Origin of the sequence: Mycobacterium sp. E1214 (assembly GCF_001666755.1) — a bacterium.
Taxonomy (GTDB): Bacteria; Actinomycetota; Actinomycetes; order Mycobacteriales; family Mycobacteriaceae; genus Mycobacterium.
Map to the genome: position 1 here is coordinate 1 of NZ_LZJC01000084.1, position 17,372 is coordinate 17,372.

The 17,372-nt window shown below is 70.3% G+C and carries 16 protein-coding genes and 2 pseudogenes; 11 read left to right on the top strand and 7 right to left on the bottom strand.

The window, feature by feature from the left end:
* From secD to A5700_RS10635, 5 genes are all read left to right on the top strand, one after another.
* Positions 1 to 1,175 (top strand): protein translocase subunit SecD (gene secD / locus A5700_RS10615; RefSeq protein WP_068204717.1); only part of this gene is annotated, 1,175 nt, incomplete at its 5' end.
* A 3-nt stretch (positions 1,176 to 1,178) separates the two neighbouring features.
* Positions 1,179 to 2,525, top strand: a complete 1,347-nt coding sequence (gene secF / locus A5700_RS10620) for a protein translocase subunit SecF (protein WP_068204720.1) — start codon at positions 1,179 to 1,181, stop codon at positions 2,523 to 2,525.
* Between the two features lie 5 nt (positions 2,526 to 2,530).
* Entirely contained in the window at positions 2,531 to 4,186 is a 1,656-nt protein-coding gene (locus tag A5700_RS10625) for an ABC transporter substrate-binding protein (RefSeq protein ID WP_068071574.1), read from the top strand.
* On the top strand, positions 4,168 to 4,707 hold the full coding sequence (locus A5700_RS10630) for an adenine phosphoribosyltransferase (RefSeq protein WP_156671188.1): 540 nt from the start codon (positions 4,168 to 4,170) through the stop codon (positions 4,705 to 4,707). Before A5700_RS10625 ends, A5700_RS10630 begins: the two co-directional genes overlap by 19 nt.
* 43 nt (positions 4,708 to 4,750) lie before the next feature.
* On the top strand, positions 4,751 to 7,129 hold the full coding sequence (locus tag A5700_RS10635; RefSeq protein ID WP_068071599.1) for a bifunctional (p)ppGpp synthetase/guanosine-3',5'-bis(diphosphate) 3'-pyrophosphohydrolase: 2,379 nt from the start codon (positions 4,751 to 4,753) through the stop codon (positions 7,127 to 7,129).
* On the opposite strand, the gene A5700_RS10640 is transcribed toward A5700_RS10635, so the two are convergent.
* From A5700_RS10640 to A5700_RS10650, 3 genes are all read right to left on the bottom strand, one after another.
* Positions 7,105 to 7,470, bottom strand: coding sequence for a hypothetical protein (locus tag A5700_RS10640; RefSeq protein WP_068071578.1), 366 nt, complete (start codon positions 7,468 to 7,470; stop codon positions 7,105 to 7,107). The two genes, A5700_RS10635 and A5700_RS10640, sit on opposite strands and share 25 nt — an antisense overlap.
* Before the next feature lie 57 nt (positions 7,471 to 7,527).
* The gene (locus tag A5700_RS10645; protein WP_068071580.1) at positions 7,528 to 9,327 is read right to left on the bottom strand and encodes a protein kinase; all 1,800 of its coding nucleotides are present in this window, start codon (positions 9,325 to 9,327) and stop codon (positions 7,528 to 7,530) included.
* A 71-nt stretch (positions 9,328 to 9,398) separates the two neighbouring features.
* Positions 9,399 to 10,298, bottom strand: a complete 900-nt coding sequence (locus tag A5700_RS10650; RefSeq protein WP_068071582.1) for a peptidylprolyl isomerase — start codon at positions 10,296 to 10,298, stop codon at positions 9,399 to 9,401.
* A gap of 107 nt (positions 10,299 to 10,405) precedes the next feature.
* Between A5700_RS10650 and A5700_RS10655 the strand changes: the two genes are divergently transcribed.
* The 4 genes from A5700_RS10655 to A5700_RS10670 all read left to right on the top strand — a co-directional run bounded on the left by A5700_RS10655 (position 10,406) and on the right by A5700_RS10670 (position 13,850).
* The gene (locus A5700_RS10655; protein ID WP_068071601.1) at positions 10,406 to 11,080 is read left to right on the top strand and encodes an MBL fold metallo-hydrolase; all 675 of its coding nucleotides are present in this window, start codon (positions 10,406 to 10,408) and stop codon (positions 11,078 to 11,080) included.
* On the top strand, positions 11,077 to 12,348 hold the full coding sequence (gene hisS, locus A5700_RS10660; RefSeq protein ID WP_068071584.1) for a histidine--tRNA ligase: 1,272 nt from the start codon (positions 11,077 to 11,079) through the stop codon (positions 12,346 to 12,348). Before A5700_RS10655 ends, hisS begins: the two co-directional genes overlap by 4 nt.
* A gap of 137 nt (positions 12,349 to 12,485) precedes the next feature.
* Positions 12,486 to 12,773 carry a hypothetical protein gene (locus A5700_RS10665; protein ID WP_068071586.1) on the top strand — a complete coding sequence of 96 codons (288 nt, stop codon included), beginning with the start codon at positions 12,486 to 12,488 and terminating at the stop codon, positions 12,771 to 12,773.
* A gap of 48 nt (positions 12,774 to 12,821) precedes the next feature.
* Positions 12,822 to 13,850, top strand: coding sequence for an Rv2578c family radical SAM protein (locus A5700_RS10670; RefSeq protein ID WP_068071588.1), 1,029 nt, complete (start codon positions 12,822 to 12,824; stop codon positions 13,848 to 13,850).
* Between the two features lies 1 nt (position 13,851).
* Here A5700_RS10670 and A5700_RS10675 read toward each other — a convergent pair whose 3' ends face one another.
* The gene (locus A5700_RS10675) at positions 13,852 to 15,438 is read right to left on the bottom strand and encodes a metallophosphoesterase family protein (protein WP_068071589.1); all 1,587 of its coding nucleotides are present in this window, start codon (positions 15,436 to 15,438) and stop codon (positions 13,852 to 13,854) included.
* 58 nt (positions 15,439 to 15,496) lie between these two features.
* Between A5700_RS10675 and A5700_RS10680 the strand changes: the two genes are divergently transcribed.
* Entirely contained in the window at positions 15,497 to 15,940 is a 444-nt protein-coding gene (locus tag A5700_RS10680; RefSeq protein WP_068071591.1) for a hypothetical protein, read from the top strand.
* Positions 15,941 to 15,944: 4 nt separating this feature from the next.
* On the opposite strand, the gene A5700_RS10685 is transcribed toward A5700_RS10680, so the two are convergent.
* The 3 genes and pseudogenes from A5700_RS10685 to A5700_RS10695 form a co-directional block, all read right to left on the bottom strand.
* Positions 15,945 to 16,283, bottom strand: a complete 339-nt coding sequence (locus A5700_RS10685; RefSeq protein WP_068071593.1) for a gamma-glutamylcyclotransferase family protein — start codon at positions 16,281 to 16,283, stop codon at positions 15,945 to 15,947.
* A complete protein-coding gene (locus tag A5700_RS10690; RefSeq protein WP_231973842.1) occupies positions 16,280 to 16,663 on the bottom strand; it encodes a DNA-binding protein in 384 nt (127 codons plus the stop codon). The genes A5700_RS10685 and A5700_RS10690 overlap by 4 nt, the downstream gene beginning before the upstream one ends.
* Positions 16,664 to 16,674: 11 nt before the next feature.
* Positions 16,675 to 17,193, bottom strand: a pseudogene (locus A5700_RS10695) (neutral zinc metallopeptidase); the annotation flags it as partial.
* Between A5700_RS10695 and A5700_RS10700 the strand changes: the two are divergent.
* Positions 17,186 to 17,372, top strand: a pseudogene (locus tag A5700_RS10700) (neutral zinc metallopeptidase); the annotation flags it as partial. The pseudogenes A5700_RS10695 and A5700_RS10700 overlap by 8 nt on opposite strands.

The following is a 17,372-nucleotide window of genomic DNA, read 5'->3' on the forward strand; positions in this document are numbered from 1 at the left end:
CCGGCCGCACCAACTTCGACCTGATGGACCGATTCGAGACCTTCACCTACGGCGAGGTGAACGAGCGCATTCCCGCGATGAAGGACTTCCGGCAGAGCAACAACCCGTACATCCAGATGGTGGCCATGCGGTACGAGGCCAAGCACTGCGGCCAGGACGACATCCTGTCCGGCAACGACGACCCGGCCCTGCCGCTGGTGACCTGCTCGACCGACCGCAAGGTGGCCTACCTGCTGGCGCCGTCGATCATCAGCGGAGACCAGATCCAGGACGCCAGCGCGAGCATGAACCAGCGCGGCATCGGCTACGTCGTCGACGTGCAGTTCAAGCAGGCGGCGGCCAATACCTGGGCCGACTTCACCGCGGCGCACATCGGCACCCAGACCGCGTTCACGCTGGACTCGCAGGTCGTCAGCGCGCCGATGATCCAGGAGGCGATCCCGGGCGGCCGGACCCAGATCAGCGGGGGTGACCCGCCGTTCACCGCCGCGACCGCCAAGCAGCTGGCCAACGTCTTGAAGTACGGCTCGCTGCCGCTGTCGTTCGAGGCCTCGGAGGCCCAAACCGTCTCGGCCACACTGGGATTGACCTCGCTGCGGGCAGGTCTGATCGCGGGGGCCATCGGGCTGGTGCTGGTGCTGCTGTATTCGCTGCTCTACTACCGGGCGCTAGGGGTGCTCACCGCGCTATCGCTGAGCGCTTCGGGGGCAATGATTTTCGCGATCCTGGTGCTGTTGGGCCGCTACATCAACTACACCCTGGATCTGGCTGGCATCGCCGGTCTGATCATCGGCATCGGCACCACCGCCGACTCGTTCGTCGTGTTCTTCGAACGCATCAAAGACGAGATCCGCGAGGGCCGTTCGTTCCGGTCGGCGGTGCCGCGCGGTTGGGTGCGGGCCCGCAAGACCATCGTCTCGGGGAACGCGGTCACCTTCCTGGCCGCCGCGGTGCTCTACTTCCTGGCGATCGGCCAGGTCAAGGGTTTCGCCTTCACGCTGGGCCTGACCACCATCCTGGACCTGGTGGTGGTGTTCCTGGTGACCTGGCCGCTGGTGTACCTGGCGTCGAAGTCCCCGACGCTGGGCAAGCCCGCCTACAACGGCCTGGGCGCCGTGCAGCAGGTGGCCCGCGAACGCCGGGCTTCGGCGCACGTCAAGACGGGACGGGGATAGCGCATGACCGCCAAGGCTTCCAACGACGCGACCGACCTCGACACCACCGCCGACGACGCGGTGCGGCAGGCCGACCTGCCGCGGCACAGCTTCCTGTCGCGGCTCTACACCGGCACCGGCGCCTTCGAGGTGGTCGGGCGGCGCCGGCTGTGGTTCGGCGTCAGCGGCGCCATCGTCGCCGTCGCGATCGTCAGCATCCTGGTGCGGGGCTTCACGTTCGGCATCGACTTCAACGGCGGCACCACGGTCTCGATGCCCGCCGCCAAGGGCGCGGTGCACACCTCGCAGGTCCAGGAGGTCTTCAAGAAGGCGCTCGGCAAGGACCCGGAGTCGGTGGTGATCGTCGGCAGCGGCGACGCGGCGACCGTGCAGATCCGCTCCGAAACGCTGACCAACGAGCAGTCGACCAAGCTGCGCAACGCCCTCTTCGACGCGTTCGCGCCCAAGGGGCCCGACGGCAAGCCCAGCAAGGCCGCCATCAGCGACTCGGCGGTGTCGGAGACCTGGGGTGACCAGATCACCAAGAAGGCGCTGATCGCCCTGGTGGTGTTCCTGGCCCTGGTCGGCCTGTACATCACCATCCGCTACGAGCGCTACATGACGCTCGCGGCGATCGCCGCCATGTTCTTCGACCTGACCGTGACCGCCGGCGTGTATTCGCTGGTGGGTTTCGAGGTCACGCCCGCCACCGTCATCGGCCTGCTGACCATCCTCGGATTCTCCCTCTACGACACGGTCATCGTCTTCGACAAGGTCGAGGAGAACACCCACGGCTTCCAGCACACCACCCGGCGCACCTTCGCCGAACAGGCGAACCTGGCGATCAATCAGACGTTCATGCGGTCCATCAACACGAGCCTGATCGGCGTGCTGCCGGTGCTGGCGCTGATGGTGGTGGCGGTGTGGCTGCTGGGCGTCGGCACGCTGAAGGACCTGGCGCTGGTGCAGCTGATCGGCATCCTGATCGGCACCTACTCGTCGATCTTCTTCGCCACCCCGCTGCTGGTCACCATGCGCGAGCGCACCGAGCTGGTGCGCACCCACACGCGCCGCGTGCTGCGGCGCCGCGGTTCCGGCACGGCGGCCACCGGGAAGGCGGCCGAGGGTGCCGACGCTGCCGCCGACGACGCCGACGACGCCGACGACGCCGACGACGACGCCGCCGCCGACACCGACACCGACGCCGCCACTGACACCAAGGCCACGGGCAAGTCCGGGAAGGCGGTCACCGCCGCCCCCGCCGGGAAGGCGGGCGAGGCCGCGCCGAGCAAGCCGGCGCCCGGGGCGCGTCCCGTGCGGCCGACGGCGACCCGGCGGCCCACCGGTAAGCGCAACGTCGGCCGGCGGTAGGCGGGATGGCCACCGCTTGGCGCAGCATCGCGGGGTGGCTGGGCGCCGGGCTGGCGGTCGCGTTGGCCGTCGCGTTCACCGTGAGCGCGTGCTCGGGTAGCGCCGCCTCGGAGATCGACTACGTGGTCGACGGCCTCCTGTCCACCTACAACGCCAACACGGTCGCCGGCGCCGCCTCCGCCGGCGCGCAGGCCTTCGCCCGCACGCTCACCGGCTTCAGCTATCACGGCCCGGACGGCCAGATCGTCGCCGACCGCGACTTCGGCTCCGTTTCGGTGGTCAGCGGCTCGCCGCTGGTGCTCGACTACCAGATCGCCGACAACGCCGTGTACTCCGACGGCAAGCCGGTGACCTGCGACGATCTGGTCCTGACCTGGGCCGCCCAATCCGGGCGGTTCCCGGAGTTTGACGCCGCCAGCCGGGCCGGATACCTCGACATCGCCAACGTCGAGTGCATGCCCGGCCAGAAGAAGGCCCGGGTGTCATTCGCCCCGGATCGCACCATCGTGGACTACAACCAGCTGTTCACCGCCACCTCGCTGCTGCCGTCGCACGTCATCGCCGACATCCTCAACGTCGACGTGACCGCCGCCCTGCTCAGCAACAACGGGCCCCTGATCCAGCAGATCGCCAAGCTGTGGAACACGGCGTGGGACCTCAAGCCCGGCATCGACCTCAAACGGTTCCCGTCGGCCGGGCCGTACAAGATCGAGCGGGTGCTCGACGGCGGCGCCGTGGTGCTGGTCGCCAACGACCGGTGGTGGGGTCCCAAGGCGATCACCAAGCGGATCACCGTCTGGACGCAGGCGCCCGACATCCAGGACCGCATCAACAACGGCAGCGTCGACGTCGTCGACGTCGCCGCCGGGTCCTCGGGAACGTTGACCACCCCGGAGAACTTCGACCGCACCGACTCGCCGTCGGCGGGCGTCGAGCAGCTGATCTTCGCGCCGCAGGGGCCGCTGTCGCAGGCCAAGGCCCGGCGCGCCTTCGCCCAGTGCGCGCCCCGCGACCAGCTGGCCAAAGACGCGGGGGTGCCGATCGCCAACTCGCGGCTGCTCCCGGCCAACGACGACGCCGTCACCGCGGCCGACGGCGCCGCCGAGGCCGCGCCGTTCAGCAAGGCCGATCCCGCCGCCGCCCGCGACGCGCTCGGCGGGGCGCCGTTGGCGGTGCGGATCGGCTATCAGGGGCCCAACGCCCGGCTCGCCGTGAATGTCGGGGTCATCACGAAATCCTGTGCGGGCGCGGGCATCACGGTGTCCGGCGTCGCCCTGGACTCGCCGGGCCCGCAGGCGCTGCGCGACGGCAAGATCGACGCGCTGCTCGCCAGCACCGGCGGCGCCACCGGCAGCGGCTCGACCGGGTCGTCGGCCATGGACGCCTACGACCTGCACAGCGGCAACGGCAACAACCTGTCCGGGTATGCCAACCCGCAGATCGACAACATCATCGGCGCGCTGGCCGTCTCCGCCGACCCCTCCGATCGGGTCCGGCTGCTGGGCGACGGCGCCCCCATCCTGTGGGGCGACATGCCCACCCTGCCGCTCTATCGCCAGCAGCGCACGCTGCTGGTCTCGAAGAAGATGTACGCCGTGAGCAAGAACCCCACCCGCTGGGGCGCGGGCTGGAACATGGACCGATGGGCGCTCATCCAATGACCGCCGTGGCCGACGTCATCGAGGCGCTGACCCGCAAGGTGCCCGACTTCCCGAAACCGGGCGTCCAGTTCAAGGACCTCACCCCGGTGTTCGCCGACCGGGATGGCCTGACCGCCGTGGTCGACGCCCTGGCCGACATCGTCGCCGGCGCCGACCTGGTGGCCGGCGTCGACGCCCGCGGCTTCCTGGTGGCGGCCGCGGTCGCCGACCGGCTGCGCACGGGCGTCCTGGCCATCCGCAAGGGCGGGAAGCTGCCACCGCCGGTGCACACCGAGTCCTACGACCTGGAGTACGGCAGCGCCACGCTGGAGGTGCCCGCCGACGGCATCGCCCTGCGCGGGCGCGACGTGGTGATCGTCGACGACGTGCTGGCCACCGGCGGCACCCTGGCCGCGGCGGCCCGGCTGCTGGACCGGACCGGGGCCCGGGTCACCGCGGCGGCGGTGGTGCTGGAGCTCGCCGCGCTGGGCGGGCGGGCCGCGGTCGCGCCGTTGCCCGTGCACAGCCTGAGCCGGGCCTAGCCTGGTACATCACGCGATATCCTCGAGAGCGGAGGTGACCAACGTGGCGGACGATCCGAGCACCGCGCAGGCGCTCAAGACGCCTGCGGAGCCGCCGGTTGCCGAGCAGCCCAGCCCGCCGGCCGAGCCCGTCGAGCCGCCCACCGAGAGCCTCAAGACGTCCAGCAGCGCGTCGCGCCGGGTGCGGGCCCGGCTGGCCCGCCGGATGACGGCCCAGCGCAGCGCGCTGAACCCGGTGCTCGAGCCGCTGGTGGCGGTGCACCGGGAGATCTACCCGAAGGCGAACCTGTCGCTGCTGCAGCGCGCGTTCGAAGTCGCCGATCAGCGGCATGCCACGCAGCTGCGGCACTCGGGCGACCCCTACATCACCCACCCCCTGGCCGTGGCCACCATCCTGGCCGAATTGGGTATGGACACCACGACGTTGGTGGCCGCCCTGCTGCACGACACGGTGGAGGACACCGGTTACACGCTCGAGGCGCTGAGCGAGGAGTTCGGCGACGAGGTGGGACACCTCGTCGACGGCGTCACCAAGCTGGACCGGGTGGTGCTGGGCAGCGCCGCCGAGGGCGAGACCATCCGCAAGATGATCACCGCCATGGCCCGCGACCCCAGGGTGTTGGTGATCAAGGTCGCCGACCGGCTGCACAACATGCGCACGATGCGGTTCCTGCCGCCGGAGAAGCAGGCGCGCAAGGCCCGCGAGACGCTGGAAGTCATTGCCCCACTTGCTCATCGGCTGGGAATGGCCAGCGTCAAGTGGGAGCTGGAAGACCTGTCGTTCGCGATCCTGCACCCCAAGAAATACGAGGAGATCGTCCGCCTGGTTGCCGGGCGCGCCCCGTCGCGGGACACCTACCTGGCCAAGGTGCGGGCCGAGATCGTCAGCACGTTGTCCGCGTCGAAGATCAAGGCGACCGTGGAGGGGCGGCCCAAGCATTACTGGTCGATCTATCAGAAGATGATCGTCAAGGGCCGCGACTTCGACGACATTCACGACCTGGTGGGCATCCGCATCCTCTGCGACGAGATCCGGGACTGCTACGCCGCCGTGGGCGTGGTGCACTCGCTGTGGCAACCGATGGCGGGCCGTTTCAAGGACTACATCGCCCAGCCCCGCTACGGCGTGTACCAGTCGCTGCACACCACCGTGGTTGGTCCCGAGGGCAAGCCCCTGGAGGTGCAGATCCGCACCCGCGACATGCACCGCACCGCCGAGTACGGCATCGCCGCGCACTGGCGATACAAAGAAGCTAAGGGCCGCAACGGTGTTCCGCACCCGCACGCCGCCGCCGAGATCGACGACATGGCCTGGATGCGTCAGCTGCTGGACTGGCAGCGGGAGGCGGCGGATCCGGGAGAGTTCCTCGAGTCGCTGCGTTACGACCTTGCGGTGCAAGAGATTTTCGTGTTCACGCCAAAGGGCGACGTCATCACACTGCCCAACGGGTCGACGCCCGTCGACTTCGCCTACGCGGTGCACACCGAGGTCGGGCACCGCTGCATCGGAGCCCGGGTGAACGGCCGGTTGGTGGCGCTGGAGCGCAAGCTCGAAAACGGGGAAGTCGTCGAGGTTTTCACCTCCAAGGCCGCCAACGCCGGGCCGTCGCGGGATTGGCAGCAGTTCGTGGTGTCGCCGCGGGCCAAGGCCAAGATCCGGCAGTGGTTCGCCAAGGAGCGCCGTGAAGAGGCGCTCGAGTCCGGCAAGGAGGCGATGGCCCGCGAGGTGCGCCGCGGCGGACTTCCCTTGCAGCGCTTGGTCAATGGTGAGACGTTGGCCTCGGTGGCGCGCGAGCTGCACTATTCCGACGTGTCGGCGCTCTACACCGCGGTCGGTGAGGGGCACGTCTCCGCCCGCCACGTCGTGCAGCGGCTGCTGGCCGAACTCGGCGGCATCGACCAGGCCGAAGAGGACCTGGCCGAGCGGTCCACGCCGACGACCATGCTGCGCCGCCCCCGCAGCAGCGACGACGTGGGGGTGTCGGTCCCCGGGGCCCCGGGCGTGTTGACCAAGCTGGCCAAATGCTGCACGCCGGTCCCCGGCGACCAGATCATGGGATTCGTCACCCGCGGCGGCGGGGTGAGCGTGCACCGAACCGACTGCACCAACGCCGCGTCGCTGCAGCAACAGTCGGAACGCATCATCGAGGTGAGCTGGGCGCCGTCACCGTCGTCGGTGTTTTTGGTGGCCATTCAGGTCGAGGCGCTCGACCGGCATCGCCTGCTGTCCGACGTGACCCGGGTGCTGGCCGACGAGAAGGTGAACATCCTCTCGGCGTCGGTGACCACCTCTGGTGACCGGGTGGCGGTCAGCCGGTTCACCTTCGAGATGGGCGATCCCAAGCACCTCGGCCACCTGCTCAACGTGGTGCGCAACGTCGAGGGCGTCTTCGACGTCTACCGGGTGACCTCGGCGGCCTGACGGCGGCCGCGCGCCGGCAAGGCGTAGACCAAGGTGTCGGATTCGCATCGGTCGGCCACCTTCACCACGTCGCGGCGCACCGGCCGGGCGGCGCCCTCGAGCACCTCGCCTACGGCCCGCACCGCCCGCGGTAGCGCGGTGTGCGTGAGCATCGTGTAAAGCGGAACGCCGGCGATGAACAGCGCCAGGGGCGGCTCGATCAGGCCGAGCCCGGCCGCCGCCGCGAGGCTGCCGTAGAACCCGATCGAGCGGGGCACGTCCACCTGCAGGGCGCCCACCTGGACTTCCAGCACGTTGTCCGGCGCTCCGACTCGTATCTCCAGGGCGTTGTTAGTCGCCATGACACCTTCCTGTCCTCGGGGTTGGCAGAACAGGTCGGGTACCCGGGTCTGGCGGGTTTAGCCGATCTTCACCGAGTTGATCATCACCGATTTGGTGGGCATGCCCTGCTGGCGGTTGCCGGCGATGCCGCCCTGAGCGATCTTGTCGAGAACCGCCAGGCCGGCGTCGTCGATGGAGCCGAGCACGGTCGCCGTCGGCTCCATCTCCGTGTCCTGGAAGACGAAGTTGAACTGGCTGCTGTTGGTGTTCGGTCCGTTGTTGGCCATGGTGATGGTGCCGCGGGGATAGATAACGGTCTGCCGGAGTTCGGGGTCGCCGGCGGCGTATTGGTTGGTGGGGTATTCGTCGGCGAATTCGTAGCCGGCGCCGCCGCTGCCCTCGGGGCCCGGCCCGCCACACAGCAGAATCCCGGCATCCGGCTGGAGCATCAGCCGCCCGCACTCGGTGTTGTCGAAGAACTGCTGACGCGCCAGGCTCGTGAAACTGTTGACAGCGCAGGGGGATTCGTTGTTGGCCAGTTGGACGCCGACGTCGCCGAAGTTGGTGGACAGGACGGCGTGGATCTGCGGCGGCGTGGTCGGCACCCGGCCTGACGGCGGCGGGTTGACGGGCTTGAAAGACCCGTCGGAGGATGCCGGGTACTGGCAGTTCGCCCCCAGGTCGGCGGGGGGCGCGAAGGCCGGCAGGGGCGGCACCGTCTGCGGGGCCGCCGATCCGGGGCTGGCGCCGGGCCGGCCCGGTACCTTGGCGCGGCTCGGCGTGCTGGCTGCGGCGCTGTTGGTGCCGCTGTCGCTATGCGTCACCAGCGCGATGACCAACGCCGCCACCGCGATCAACGCCAGGCCCGAGGCCCCGACGATGCCGATGAGCAGCCGCCGGGACTGCGTCGGGCGCGCGTAGGGCGGCTGCGGGTCGGGCGCTGCGGTCGGCTCAGCGGCAGCCGGTGGTGGCAGCCCACCGCCGGGCGGCGGTGCGGCGGCACGCGGTTGAGCGGCCCGCGGTTCGGGGGCCGGTGGGGGCGGGCTCCACGCCGGCGCGGACCCGTTCAACGCCGCCCTGGCGGCCTCGGCGAGTTCGATCGCCGTCTGGTAGCGGTAGTCGATGTCCTTGGCCATGCCGCGCGCGACCACGGCGTCCAGCGCGGCGGGGACACCGGGCACGCTGTTGGAGGGTTGCGGTGGCGGCGCGTTGAGGTGGGCGTTGAGTTGCTGCTCCAGGCTGTCGCCCGGGAACGGGCGGGTTCCGGTGAGGCACTCGTGCAGGACGCACGCGAGCGAGTAGACGTCGGCGCGGTGGTCGGTGTGGCCGCGGAATCGTTCCGGCGCCATGTAGGCCACGGTGCCCATGGTGTGCCCGGTCTGCGTCAGCGCGGTGTCGGCCACCGTGCGGGCGATGCCGAAGTCGATCAGGTAGACGAAGTCTCGGGCCTTGGTGATGAGGATGTTCTTCGGCTTGATGTCGCGGTGCACCAGGCCGACGTCGTGGGCGCTGTCGAGGGCGGCGGCCACCTGCTCGATCACGGCGACCGCGCGTTCGGGGCTCAGCCGCCCGCCGTTCTCGGCGATGTAATCGACCAGGTCGCGGCCCTCGATCAGCCGCATGTCGACGTAGAGCCGGCCGTCGATCTCGCCGTAACTATGGATGGGGACGACGTGGGGATCGTTCAGGCTGGCCGCGATGCGCGCCTCACGCCGGAAGCGCTGCTGAAACTCCTGGTCTTGGGCCATGTTGGGCGGCAAGACCTTCAGCGCGACCACCCGGTCGGTGGAGGCGTCGTAGGCCCGGTAGACCTCGCCCATGCCGCCGCGACCCAACACTTCCAGCAGCTGATAGTGCCCGAAAGACTGCGATGCCACCCGATGACCTTAAGCCGTGGACCGGGGACCGCGCGCGATTCCGGCCAATCGGCGTCGTGGTGCGCCGGAACTCAGTCGAGCAGAAGCGAAGTGATGGTGACCTCGGTGGCCGGCGCCCCGTCCTCGCCACCGCCGGCGACTCCGGCCTTGGCGATCTTGTCCAGCGTGGCCAGGCCGTCGTCCTGGATCTTGCCGAAGACGGTGTACTGCGGCGGCAGCTGAGAGTCCTTGTACACCAGGAAGAACTGGCTGCCGTTGGTGCCCGGCCCGGCGTTGGCCATGGCCAGGGTGCCGCGCGGATACAACACCGGCTCCTGGGCTTTCGGGTCGTTCGGCGGGTACTGGTCGGTGGGGTACTCGTTGGCGAATTGGTAGCCGGGGCCGCCGGTGCCGTCGCCCTTGGGGTCACCGCATTGCAGCACCGCCAACCCCGGGGAGGTGGTCAGCCGGTGGCACTTGGTGTTGTCGAAGTACTTCTGCCCGATCAGGCTCGCGAAACTGTTGACGGTGCAAGGCGATTCGTTGTTGGCCAGCAGCAGCCCGATGTGGCCCTGATTGGTCGCCATGCTGGCGCTCACCTGCGCGGGATCGGTCGGCACCTTGCCGGTGCGCGGCGGCTTGACGGGCTTGGCCGCGGGCTCCGGCGAGGCGGGGTACTGGCAGTTGGCGCCCAGCTCGGCCGACGGCTTGAACGGCGGCATCGGCGCAGCGGTGACCGGCTGGTCGGGCGTGGCCGACGTGCTGGGCGGCGCGCTGCTGCTGGTGCTGCTGCTGGGCGCGGCGTTGCTGGTCTTGTGCTCGTGTTTGGTGTTGACGACGGTGAGCGCGACCGCGACGATGACCGCCACCGCCAGGATCGATCCGGCGGCGATCAGGAAGATGCGGCGTCGCTTCGCCTGCTTGGCGCGGCGCTCCAGCTGCCGCTCCAGCTTGCGTTTGGCGTTGGCGCGTCGCTGTTCGTTGGTCGGCACGGCCGGTATGCCTCCATGGTCGATTGAGTCGGGCTCGAGGTGGCCAGCTCAGGCTAATGTGGGCGCCGCGACTCGTGTCAAGCGGGCCCCGTGGGAAACTGGGAACCGTGTTGATCACCGGATTTCCCGCTGGGGTGCTGCAGTGCAACTGCTACGTCCTGGCCGAGCGGCAGGGCGCGGACGCCGTCATCGTGGATCCGGGGCAGCGGGTGATGGGCCCGTTGCGGCGCATCCTCGACGAGAATCGGCTGACCCCGGCCGCCGTGCTGCTGACCCACGGGCACATCGACCACATGTGGTCGGCCCAGAAGGTCTCCGACACCTACGGCTGCCCCACCTACATCCATCCCGAGGACAGGTTCATGCTCAACGACCCCATTCACGGCCTCGGGCCGCGGGTGGCGCAGCTGGTGGCGGGTGCCTTCTTCCGCGAACCCAAGCAGGTCGTCGAGCTGGACCGCGACGGGGACAAGCTGGATCTGGGTGGGGTCAGCGTCAACGTCGACCACACCCCCGGCCACACCCGCGGCTCGGTCGTCTTCCGCGTGCTGGGTGCGGGCAAGGACGGGGCGGACGTCGCGTTCACCGGTGACACCCTGTTCGAGCGTTCGGTGGGGCGCACCGATCTGTTCGGCGGCAGCGGTCGCGACCTGTTGACGTCGATCGTGGACAAGCTGCTGGTGCTCGACGACACGACCGTGGTGCTGCCCGGGCACGGCAACGCCACGACCATCGGCGCCGAGCGGCGCTTCACCCCGTTCCTCGAGGGCCTGAGCTCGTGACGGAGTTCTCCGCGTTCTCGGCACCGAAGGGCGTGCCCGACTACGTCCCGCCCGACTCGGCGCAGTTCGTGGCGGTGCGTGACGGGCTGCTCGGCGCCGCCCGGCGGGCCGGCTATGGCGACATCGAGCTGCCGATCTTCGAGGACACCGCCCTGTTCGCGCGCGGCGTCGGGGAATCGACCGACGTGGTGTCCAAGGAGATGTACACCTTCGCCGACCGCGGTGACCGTTCGGTGACGCTGCGGCCGGAGGGGACGGCCGGGGTGGTGCGCGCGGTGATCGAGCACGGCCTGGACCGCGGCGCGTTGCCGGTCAAGCTCTGCTACGCCGGACCGTTCTTCCGCTACGAGCGCCCGCAGGCGGGGCGCTACCGCCAGCTGCAGCAGGTGGGCGTCGAGGCGATCGGCGTCGACGACCCCGCGTTGGACGCCGAGGTGATCGCCGTCGCCGACGCCGGGTTCCGCTCGCTGGGGCTCGACGGGTTCCGTCTGGAACTGACCTCGCTGGGGGACGAGACCTGCCGCCCGCAGTACCGGGAACTGTTGCAGGACTTCCTTTTCGGCCTGGACCTCGACGAGGACACGCGGCGGCGCGCCGAGATCAATCCGCTGCGGGTGCTCGACGACAAGCGGCCGGACGTGCGCGCCATGACCGCCGACGCGCCGGTGCTGCTGGACCACCTGTCCGACGTCGCCAAGCAGCACTTCGACACCGTGTTGGCGCACCTGGACGCGCTCGGCGTGCCGTACGTGATCAACCCGCGCATGGTCCGCGGGCTCGATTACTACACCAAGACGACGTTCGAGTTCGTCCACGACGGCCTGGGCGCGCAGTCCGGCATCGGCGGCGGGGGCCGCTACGACGGCCTGATGCGGCAGCTGGGCGGACAAGACCTGTCCGGCATCGGTTTTGGGCTCGGCGTCGACCGCACGCTGCTGGCGCTGCGCGCCGAGGGCAAGACCGTGGGGTCTGCGGCGCGCTGTGACGTGTTCGGGGTGCCGCTCAGCGAGAGCGCCAAGCTGCGCCTGGCGGTGCTGGGCGGTCAGCTGCGCGCCGCCGGGCTGCGGGTCGACCTGGCCTACGGCGACCGCGGGCTCAAGGGCGCCATGCGCGCCGCCGACCGGTCCGGCGCCGCCGTCGCCCTGGTGCTGGGCGAGCGCGACATCGAAGCCGGCACGATCGGCGTCAAGGACCTGGCCACCGGTGAGCAGCGGCCCGTTTCGTTGGATTCGGTTGTCGCCGAGGTGCTTTCGCGATTCGGTCGCTAGCCGGCGGACGCAGGTGCGGGAGCGCGGCCGGCAGCGCCCGACGGGCCCGACGCCGCGGTTCGGTTGCCCGCGCCGGTTCGCCCGCAAAGGGCCCCGGACCGACGGCTGAGGCGGTAGCGTCGGGCCCGGGAGGCAACATGAAGCGCTGTGTCGTCGCGGGAATGGCCGGCCTGCTGCTGGCCGCGGGACCGGTGGTCGCGGCGCCCCGCGCGGCCGCGGGCTGTCAGTACGGGGGACCGGTGCTCAGCAAGTGCGACGGGCCCGTCCAGCCGGACGGCACCTGGCAGCGCTGCGTGGCGGTGCCGCGGCTGGTCCCCAACGGCGCCAGCTCCTACCTGGTGCCGGACGGGCACTGTGACGTGATGGGGCCCGGCCAGCCCCCGGCGGACCTGTCCTTCGCCGACCCGCCGACGCACATCGACTGAGGCGCTGAGGCGCTTGACTGGCGCTCGAACTGATGTTCGAATGAGGGTATGCGCTGGGCGAACCAGGCCGTCGCGGTCAACGGCAAGCCGGTCGAGGACGACGCGCTGCCCGGCCTGCACCGCCTCGGTTTGCTGCGCAGCGTGCGCTCCCCGCAGTTCGAGGGCATCACCTTTCACGAGGTGTTGTGCAAGTCGGCGCTGAACAAGGTGCCCAACGCCGCCGCCCTGCCGTTCGAGTACACCGTCAACGGCTACCGGGGCTGCTCACACGCCTGCCGGTACTGCTTCGCCCGGCCCACCCACGAATACCTGGACCTCGACGTCGGCAATGACTTCGACACCCAGATCGTCGTCAAGACCAACGTCGTCGAGGTGCTGCGCCGGGAGCTGCGGCGCCCGTCGTGGCGGCGCGCCACCGTCGCCTTGGGCACCAACACCGACCCCTACCAGCGGGCCGAGGGGCGCTACGCCTTGATGCCGGGCATCATCGGGGCGCTGGCCGAATCCGGCACCCCGCTGTCGATCCTGACCAAGGGCACGCTGCTGCGGCGCGACCTGCCGCTGCTGACGGCGGCGGCCGAGCAGGTCCCGCTCTCGGTGGCGGTGTCGCTCGCGGTCGGCGACGCCGATCTGCACCGCGCCGTCGAGCCGGGCACGCCCACACCGCAGGCGCGTCTGGGCCTGATCGCGGCCATCCGCGAGGCCGGCCTCGACTGCCACGTGATGGTGGCGCCGGTGCTGCCGCACCTGACCGATTCCGTCGAGCATCTCGACGCGCTGCTGGGGCAGATCGCGGCGGCCGGGGCCACCAGCGTCACCGTCTTCGGGCTACACCTGCGCGGCTCGACGCGGGGCTGGTTCATGGCGTGGCTGGCGCGCTCGCACCCCGAGCTCGTCGGCCGCTACCGCGAGCTGTACCGGCGCGGCGCCTACCTGCCGCCGGACTACCGCGAGGCGCTGCGCGGCCGGGCGGCGCCGCTGATCGCCAAGTACCGGCTGGCCGGCGACCAGCGGGCCTTCACGCGCACCGCGGCGGTGTCGGCGGCCGCCGAACCCGTTCAGGCGACGCTGTTTTGAGTTAGCCGGTACCGCCGCCGCGCGGCTTGGTCAGGGTCACCTCGTCGATCACGGCCACCTCGCCGAACGGCCCGCGCAGCGCGTAGTGGGTCGCCTTGATCGAGGTGTTGCCACCGGGGCGGCCCGGGTCGACGTCGAACGCCACGAAGCCGTAGGGGTTGTCGCGGTCGCGGAACGCCGACCAGGGCGCGTCCTCGACGGCGTAGAGCGGTGGCTTGCGGCCGAGCGCGGGGTCGAACGCCCCCACCCCGGTGACCACCCGGCAGCGCGGCGTCGGGAAGAACATGGCGTTGCTGGGCGCCGACGTGCCCCCGCCGCCGATGACCAGATGCACCGTGCCGCGGGTGGTGTCGACGACGTCGCCGTGCGTGTCGACGGGGATCGGGGTGAGCGTGTCGGTGCCCAGCGATCCGCGCAACGGGTGGGACCGCTCGTAGTGATGCTCGTGGCCGCACACCACGAGGTCGACTTGGTGCTCGTCGAACAGCGGCAGCCACTGCTGGCGGATGCCCAGGTCCGCGCCGTTGGTCTTGTCGGCGGTGGAAATGGCCGTCTGGTGCATGCACACCACCAGCCAGTCCACGTCGGGATCGCGCCGGGCGGCCGCCAGTTCTGTTGCCAGCCAACGCTTTTGCTCGCCGCCAGAATAGCCGTGCACGTAGAAGTTGCCGCCGTCCTGGTACGCGACGTCGTCGTTGTTGAGGCTGATCACCCGCACCGAGCCCGCGGTGAAGGAGTACCACAGGCCGCGGGTCTCGGGGCTCGAGCCGGACTCGGGCACCGCGAAGTAGGTCTGGTAGGCGCCGTACCCGACGGGCCCGTTGCCCAGCTCGTTCTCGTGATTACCGGCCGCCGGCATCCACGGCCGGTAGCGGGCCGAGCGGGTGTTGTTCTCGAACCAGTCCGACCAGGTGCGCACCCGGTCGTGGGCCAGATTCGCGTAGCAGAGGTCGCCGTTGACCAAATTGAACAGGGGGGCGAGGCGTTCGATCGCCATGGTGGTGTCGGCCGCGGCGGGCGAGCCGATGTTGTCGGTGGCGTAGCCGCCGCCGGGCAGCTTGGCCAGCGCCGGGGTGGACTGATCCCCGAAGCTGGTGAAGCGCAACGGGTGTCGGCCCTTCGGGGCGGTGCGCACGGTGCCCTGTTCGGGCTGCGCGCCGTCGTGCACGGCCTCGTAGACGTAGTCGGTGTCCGGGCTCAGGCCGGTCAGGCGGGCGTGGTTGACGCGCACCTCGACGCCGGACTTGGCGTCGCGGTAGGTGCGGGTCTCGGCGGTCACGGTGCGTCCGAAACCCGACGCGGGGGCGCCGAGCATGACCCGCGGGTTGCTGACGGCCTCGGTGGTGTGCCAGGACACCACCACCTCGGTGGCGGCGTCGCTGCCGAACTGCAGGTGCAGGCCGCTCACCGGCGGCGCGCCGCCGCGATCCGGCCGCTGCCAGAGGGCCGGAGCGTGCGGGTGCGACCACACCAGCGCGGCGCCGCCCCCGACTCCCGCGCCGAGCGCGGCCGAGGCCGCGCTGGTGGTCAGCAACCGGCGGCGGCTGATGCCGGTCGCGGCGTCGGGGGGCGGAGGGTCAGCGCTCACGCTTGCTTCATACCCGAACCGGGCCAACGCCGGTAATGCGTTAGGTAGCGTTTGCGCTATGACGAACGTGCGAACAGTGGCCTGCGGGTTGTCAGCGGCGACGTTGGCGGCGGCCGCGGCAATAGTTGTCACGCCCGCCACCAGCCACGCGGACCCGGCCGGCCACCAGGTAACCTACACCATCACCGCGACGGGAAACCTCACCGGCAACGTGCGCTACATGAACAGCGATCCGCCCAGTCAGGCGGCTTTCGACGCGAATTCCTCGCAATTCTTGAGCTCGGTGCAGACCGCCTTCGCCGCCGGCCAGCCGCTGGTCTACAACGCGACCCTGACCAACCCGAACCAGTGGGCGTTCGTCAACGCCAGCGGCGGCTGCCACTGGCCGGATTGCGACTCGTCCAACACCCCGCAAATCCAGTGCCAGATCGCAGTCGACGGTCAGGTCGTGGTGACCCAGAGCGCGACCACCGGGGTCACCTGCACGACGCGGCCCTGGTAACCGGTCAGCCCGCGAACACGTACACCCAGGCCGTCGCGCCCGAGCGCAGCGGTACCGCGATGCGGCGATAAGCGTCGACCTCGTACTCGTCGGCGGCGGCCAATTCGGCTTCGCTGAGGGCGAATACCGTGCCGTCGACGTGGGCGCCGGGCCGGTCGGTCGGCCGCAGGATCGGGTGCCGGTCGCTGCCGCTGGTCGCGACGACGTGCGGGTCGGTGATGGTGACGTGGTCCAGGTCGTAGCCGACGATGGCGTCCCGCTCGCCGGTGAGCTCGCGGCCGAACGTCGCGCGCTGCACCTCCGGCTGCCGCAGCGTGCCGTAGGAGAACAGCAACTCGGTCATGCGCGGGCGGCCTCGTCGTGCGCCGCCACGACCACCTCGGCGCGCCGCGCGCCGACCGCGCGCAGGGTGCGGCTGACCGACGCGTCGAAGTAAGCATTGTCGCCGCGGCCGAGGGTGGAAGTCCGGGCGCAGTAAGGCACTTCGACCCGGCGGCCGGTGCGCGTCGAATGACGAACGTCGGCGGCCCGTTCGGGCGGTCGAACCACGAACGGCGACACCGCCGTTCCCGGCCGCGCGGACCCCAGCGGCGAGCAGGCGAACAGCCGCCCGGCGTCGCCGCCGAGAGCGGTGGCGAGCCGCAGGGTCACCGCGATCGACGGAGTGCTCTGGCCGCGTGCGGAAAGCTGGCTCTTGGTGAGCCCGGCCGGTTCGGCGAGCAAGGCCTGCCGCGCTAGTCCAGGTCGGGCGCGGCGAAGGTGTCGCACTTCTTCGGGTCGCCGGTCTGGTACCCGACGGTGAACCAGTGCTGCCGCTGCTCGGAGGAGCCGTGCGTCCAGGATTCGGGGTTGACCCGGCCCGTCGCCTGCTTTTGGATGCGGTCGTCGCCCACCGACGCCGCGGCCGACAGTGCGTCGGCAATGTCCTTGTCGCTCAACGGCTCCAGGTAGGGCACGCCGGTGCTTTCCTGTTTGACCGTCGACGCGTAGTGCGCCCAGATGCCGGCGTAGCAGTCGGCTTGCAGCTCGGTGCGCACGCCGTTGCCGCCGGCGCCCTCGGCGCCCTGTTGGCTGCGGCCCAGGGTGCCCTGCAGCTGCTGCACGTGGTGGCCGTATTCGTGGGCGACCACATACTCTTGCGCGAAAGGCCCTCCGCTGGAACCGAATTTGTCGACGAGTTCCTGGAAGAAGTCGGTGTCGAAGTACGCGGTCTGGTCGACCGGGCAATAGAACGGCCCCACCGCTGTGGTCGCGACCGGCAACTCCGTGGACGCCGTCTGGCATCAGCTGATGCCGAGTTACACCCGCCCGCACGTCCGGCTGTTCACCGGCCGGGTCAACACCGGATGTGGGGCCGCGACCACAGCGGTGGGGCCGTTCTATTGCCCGGTCGACCAGACCGCGTACTTCGACACCGACTTCTTCCAGGAAC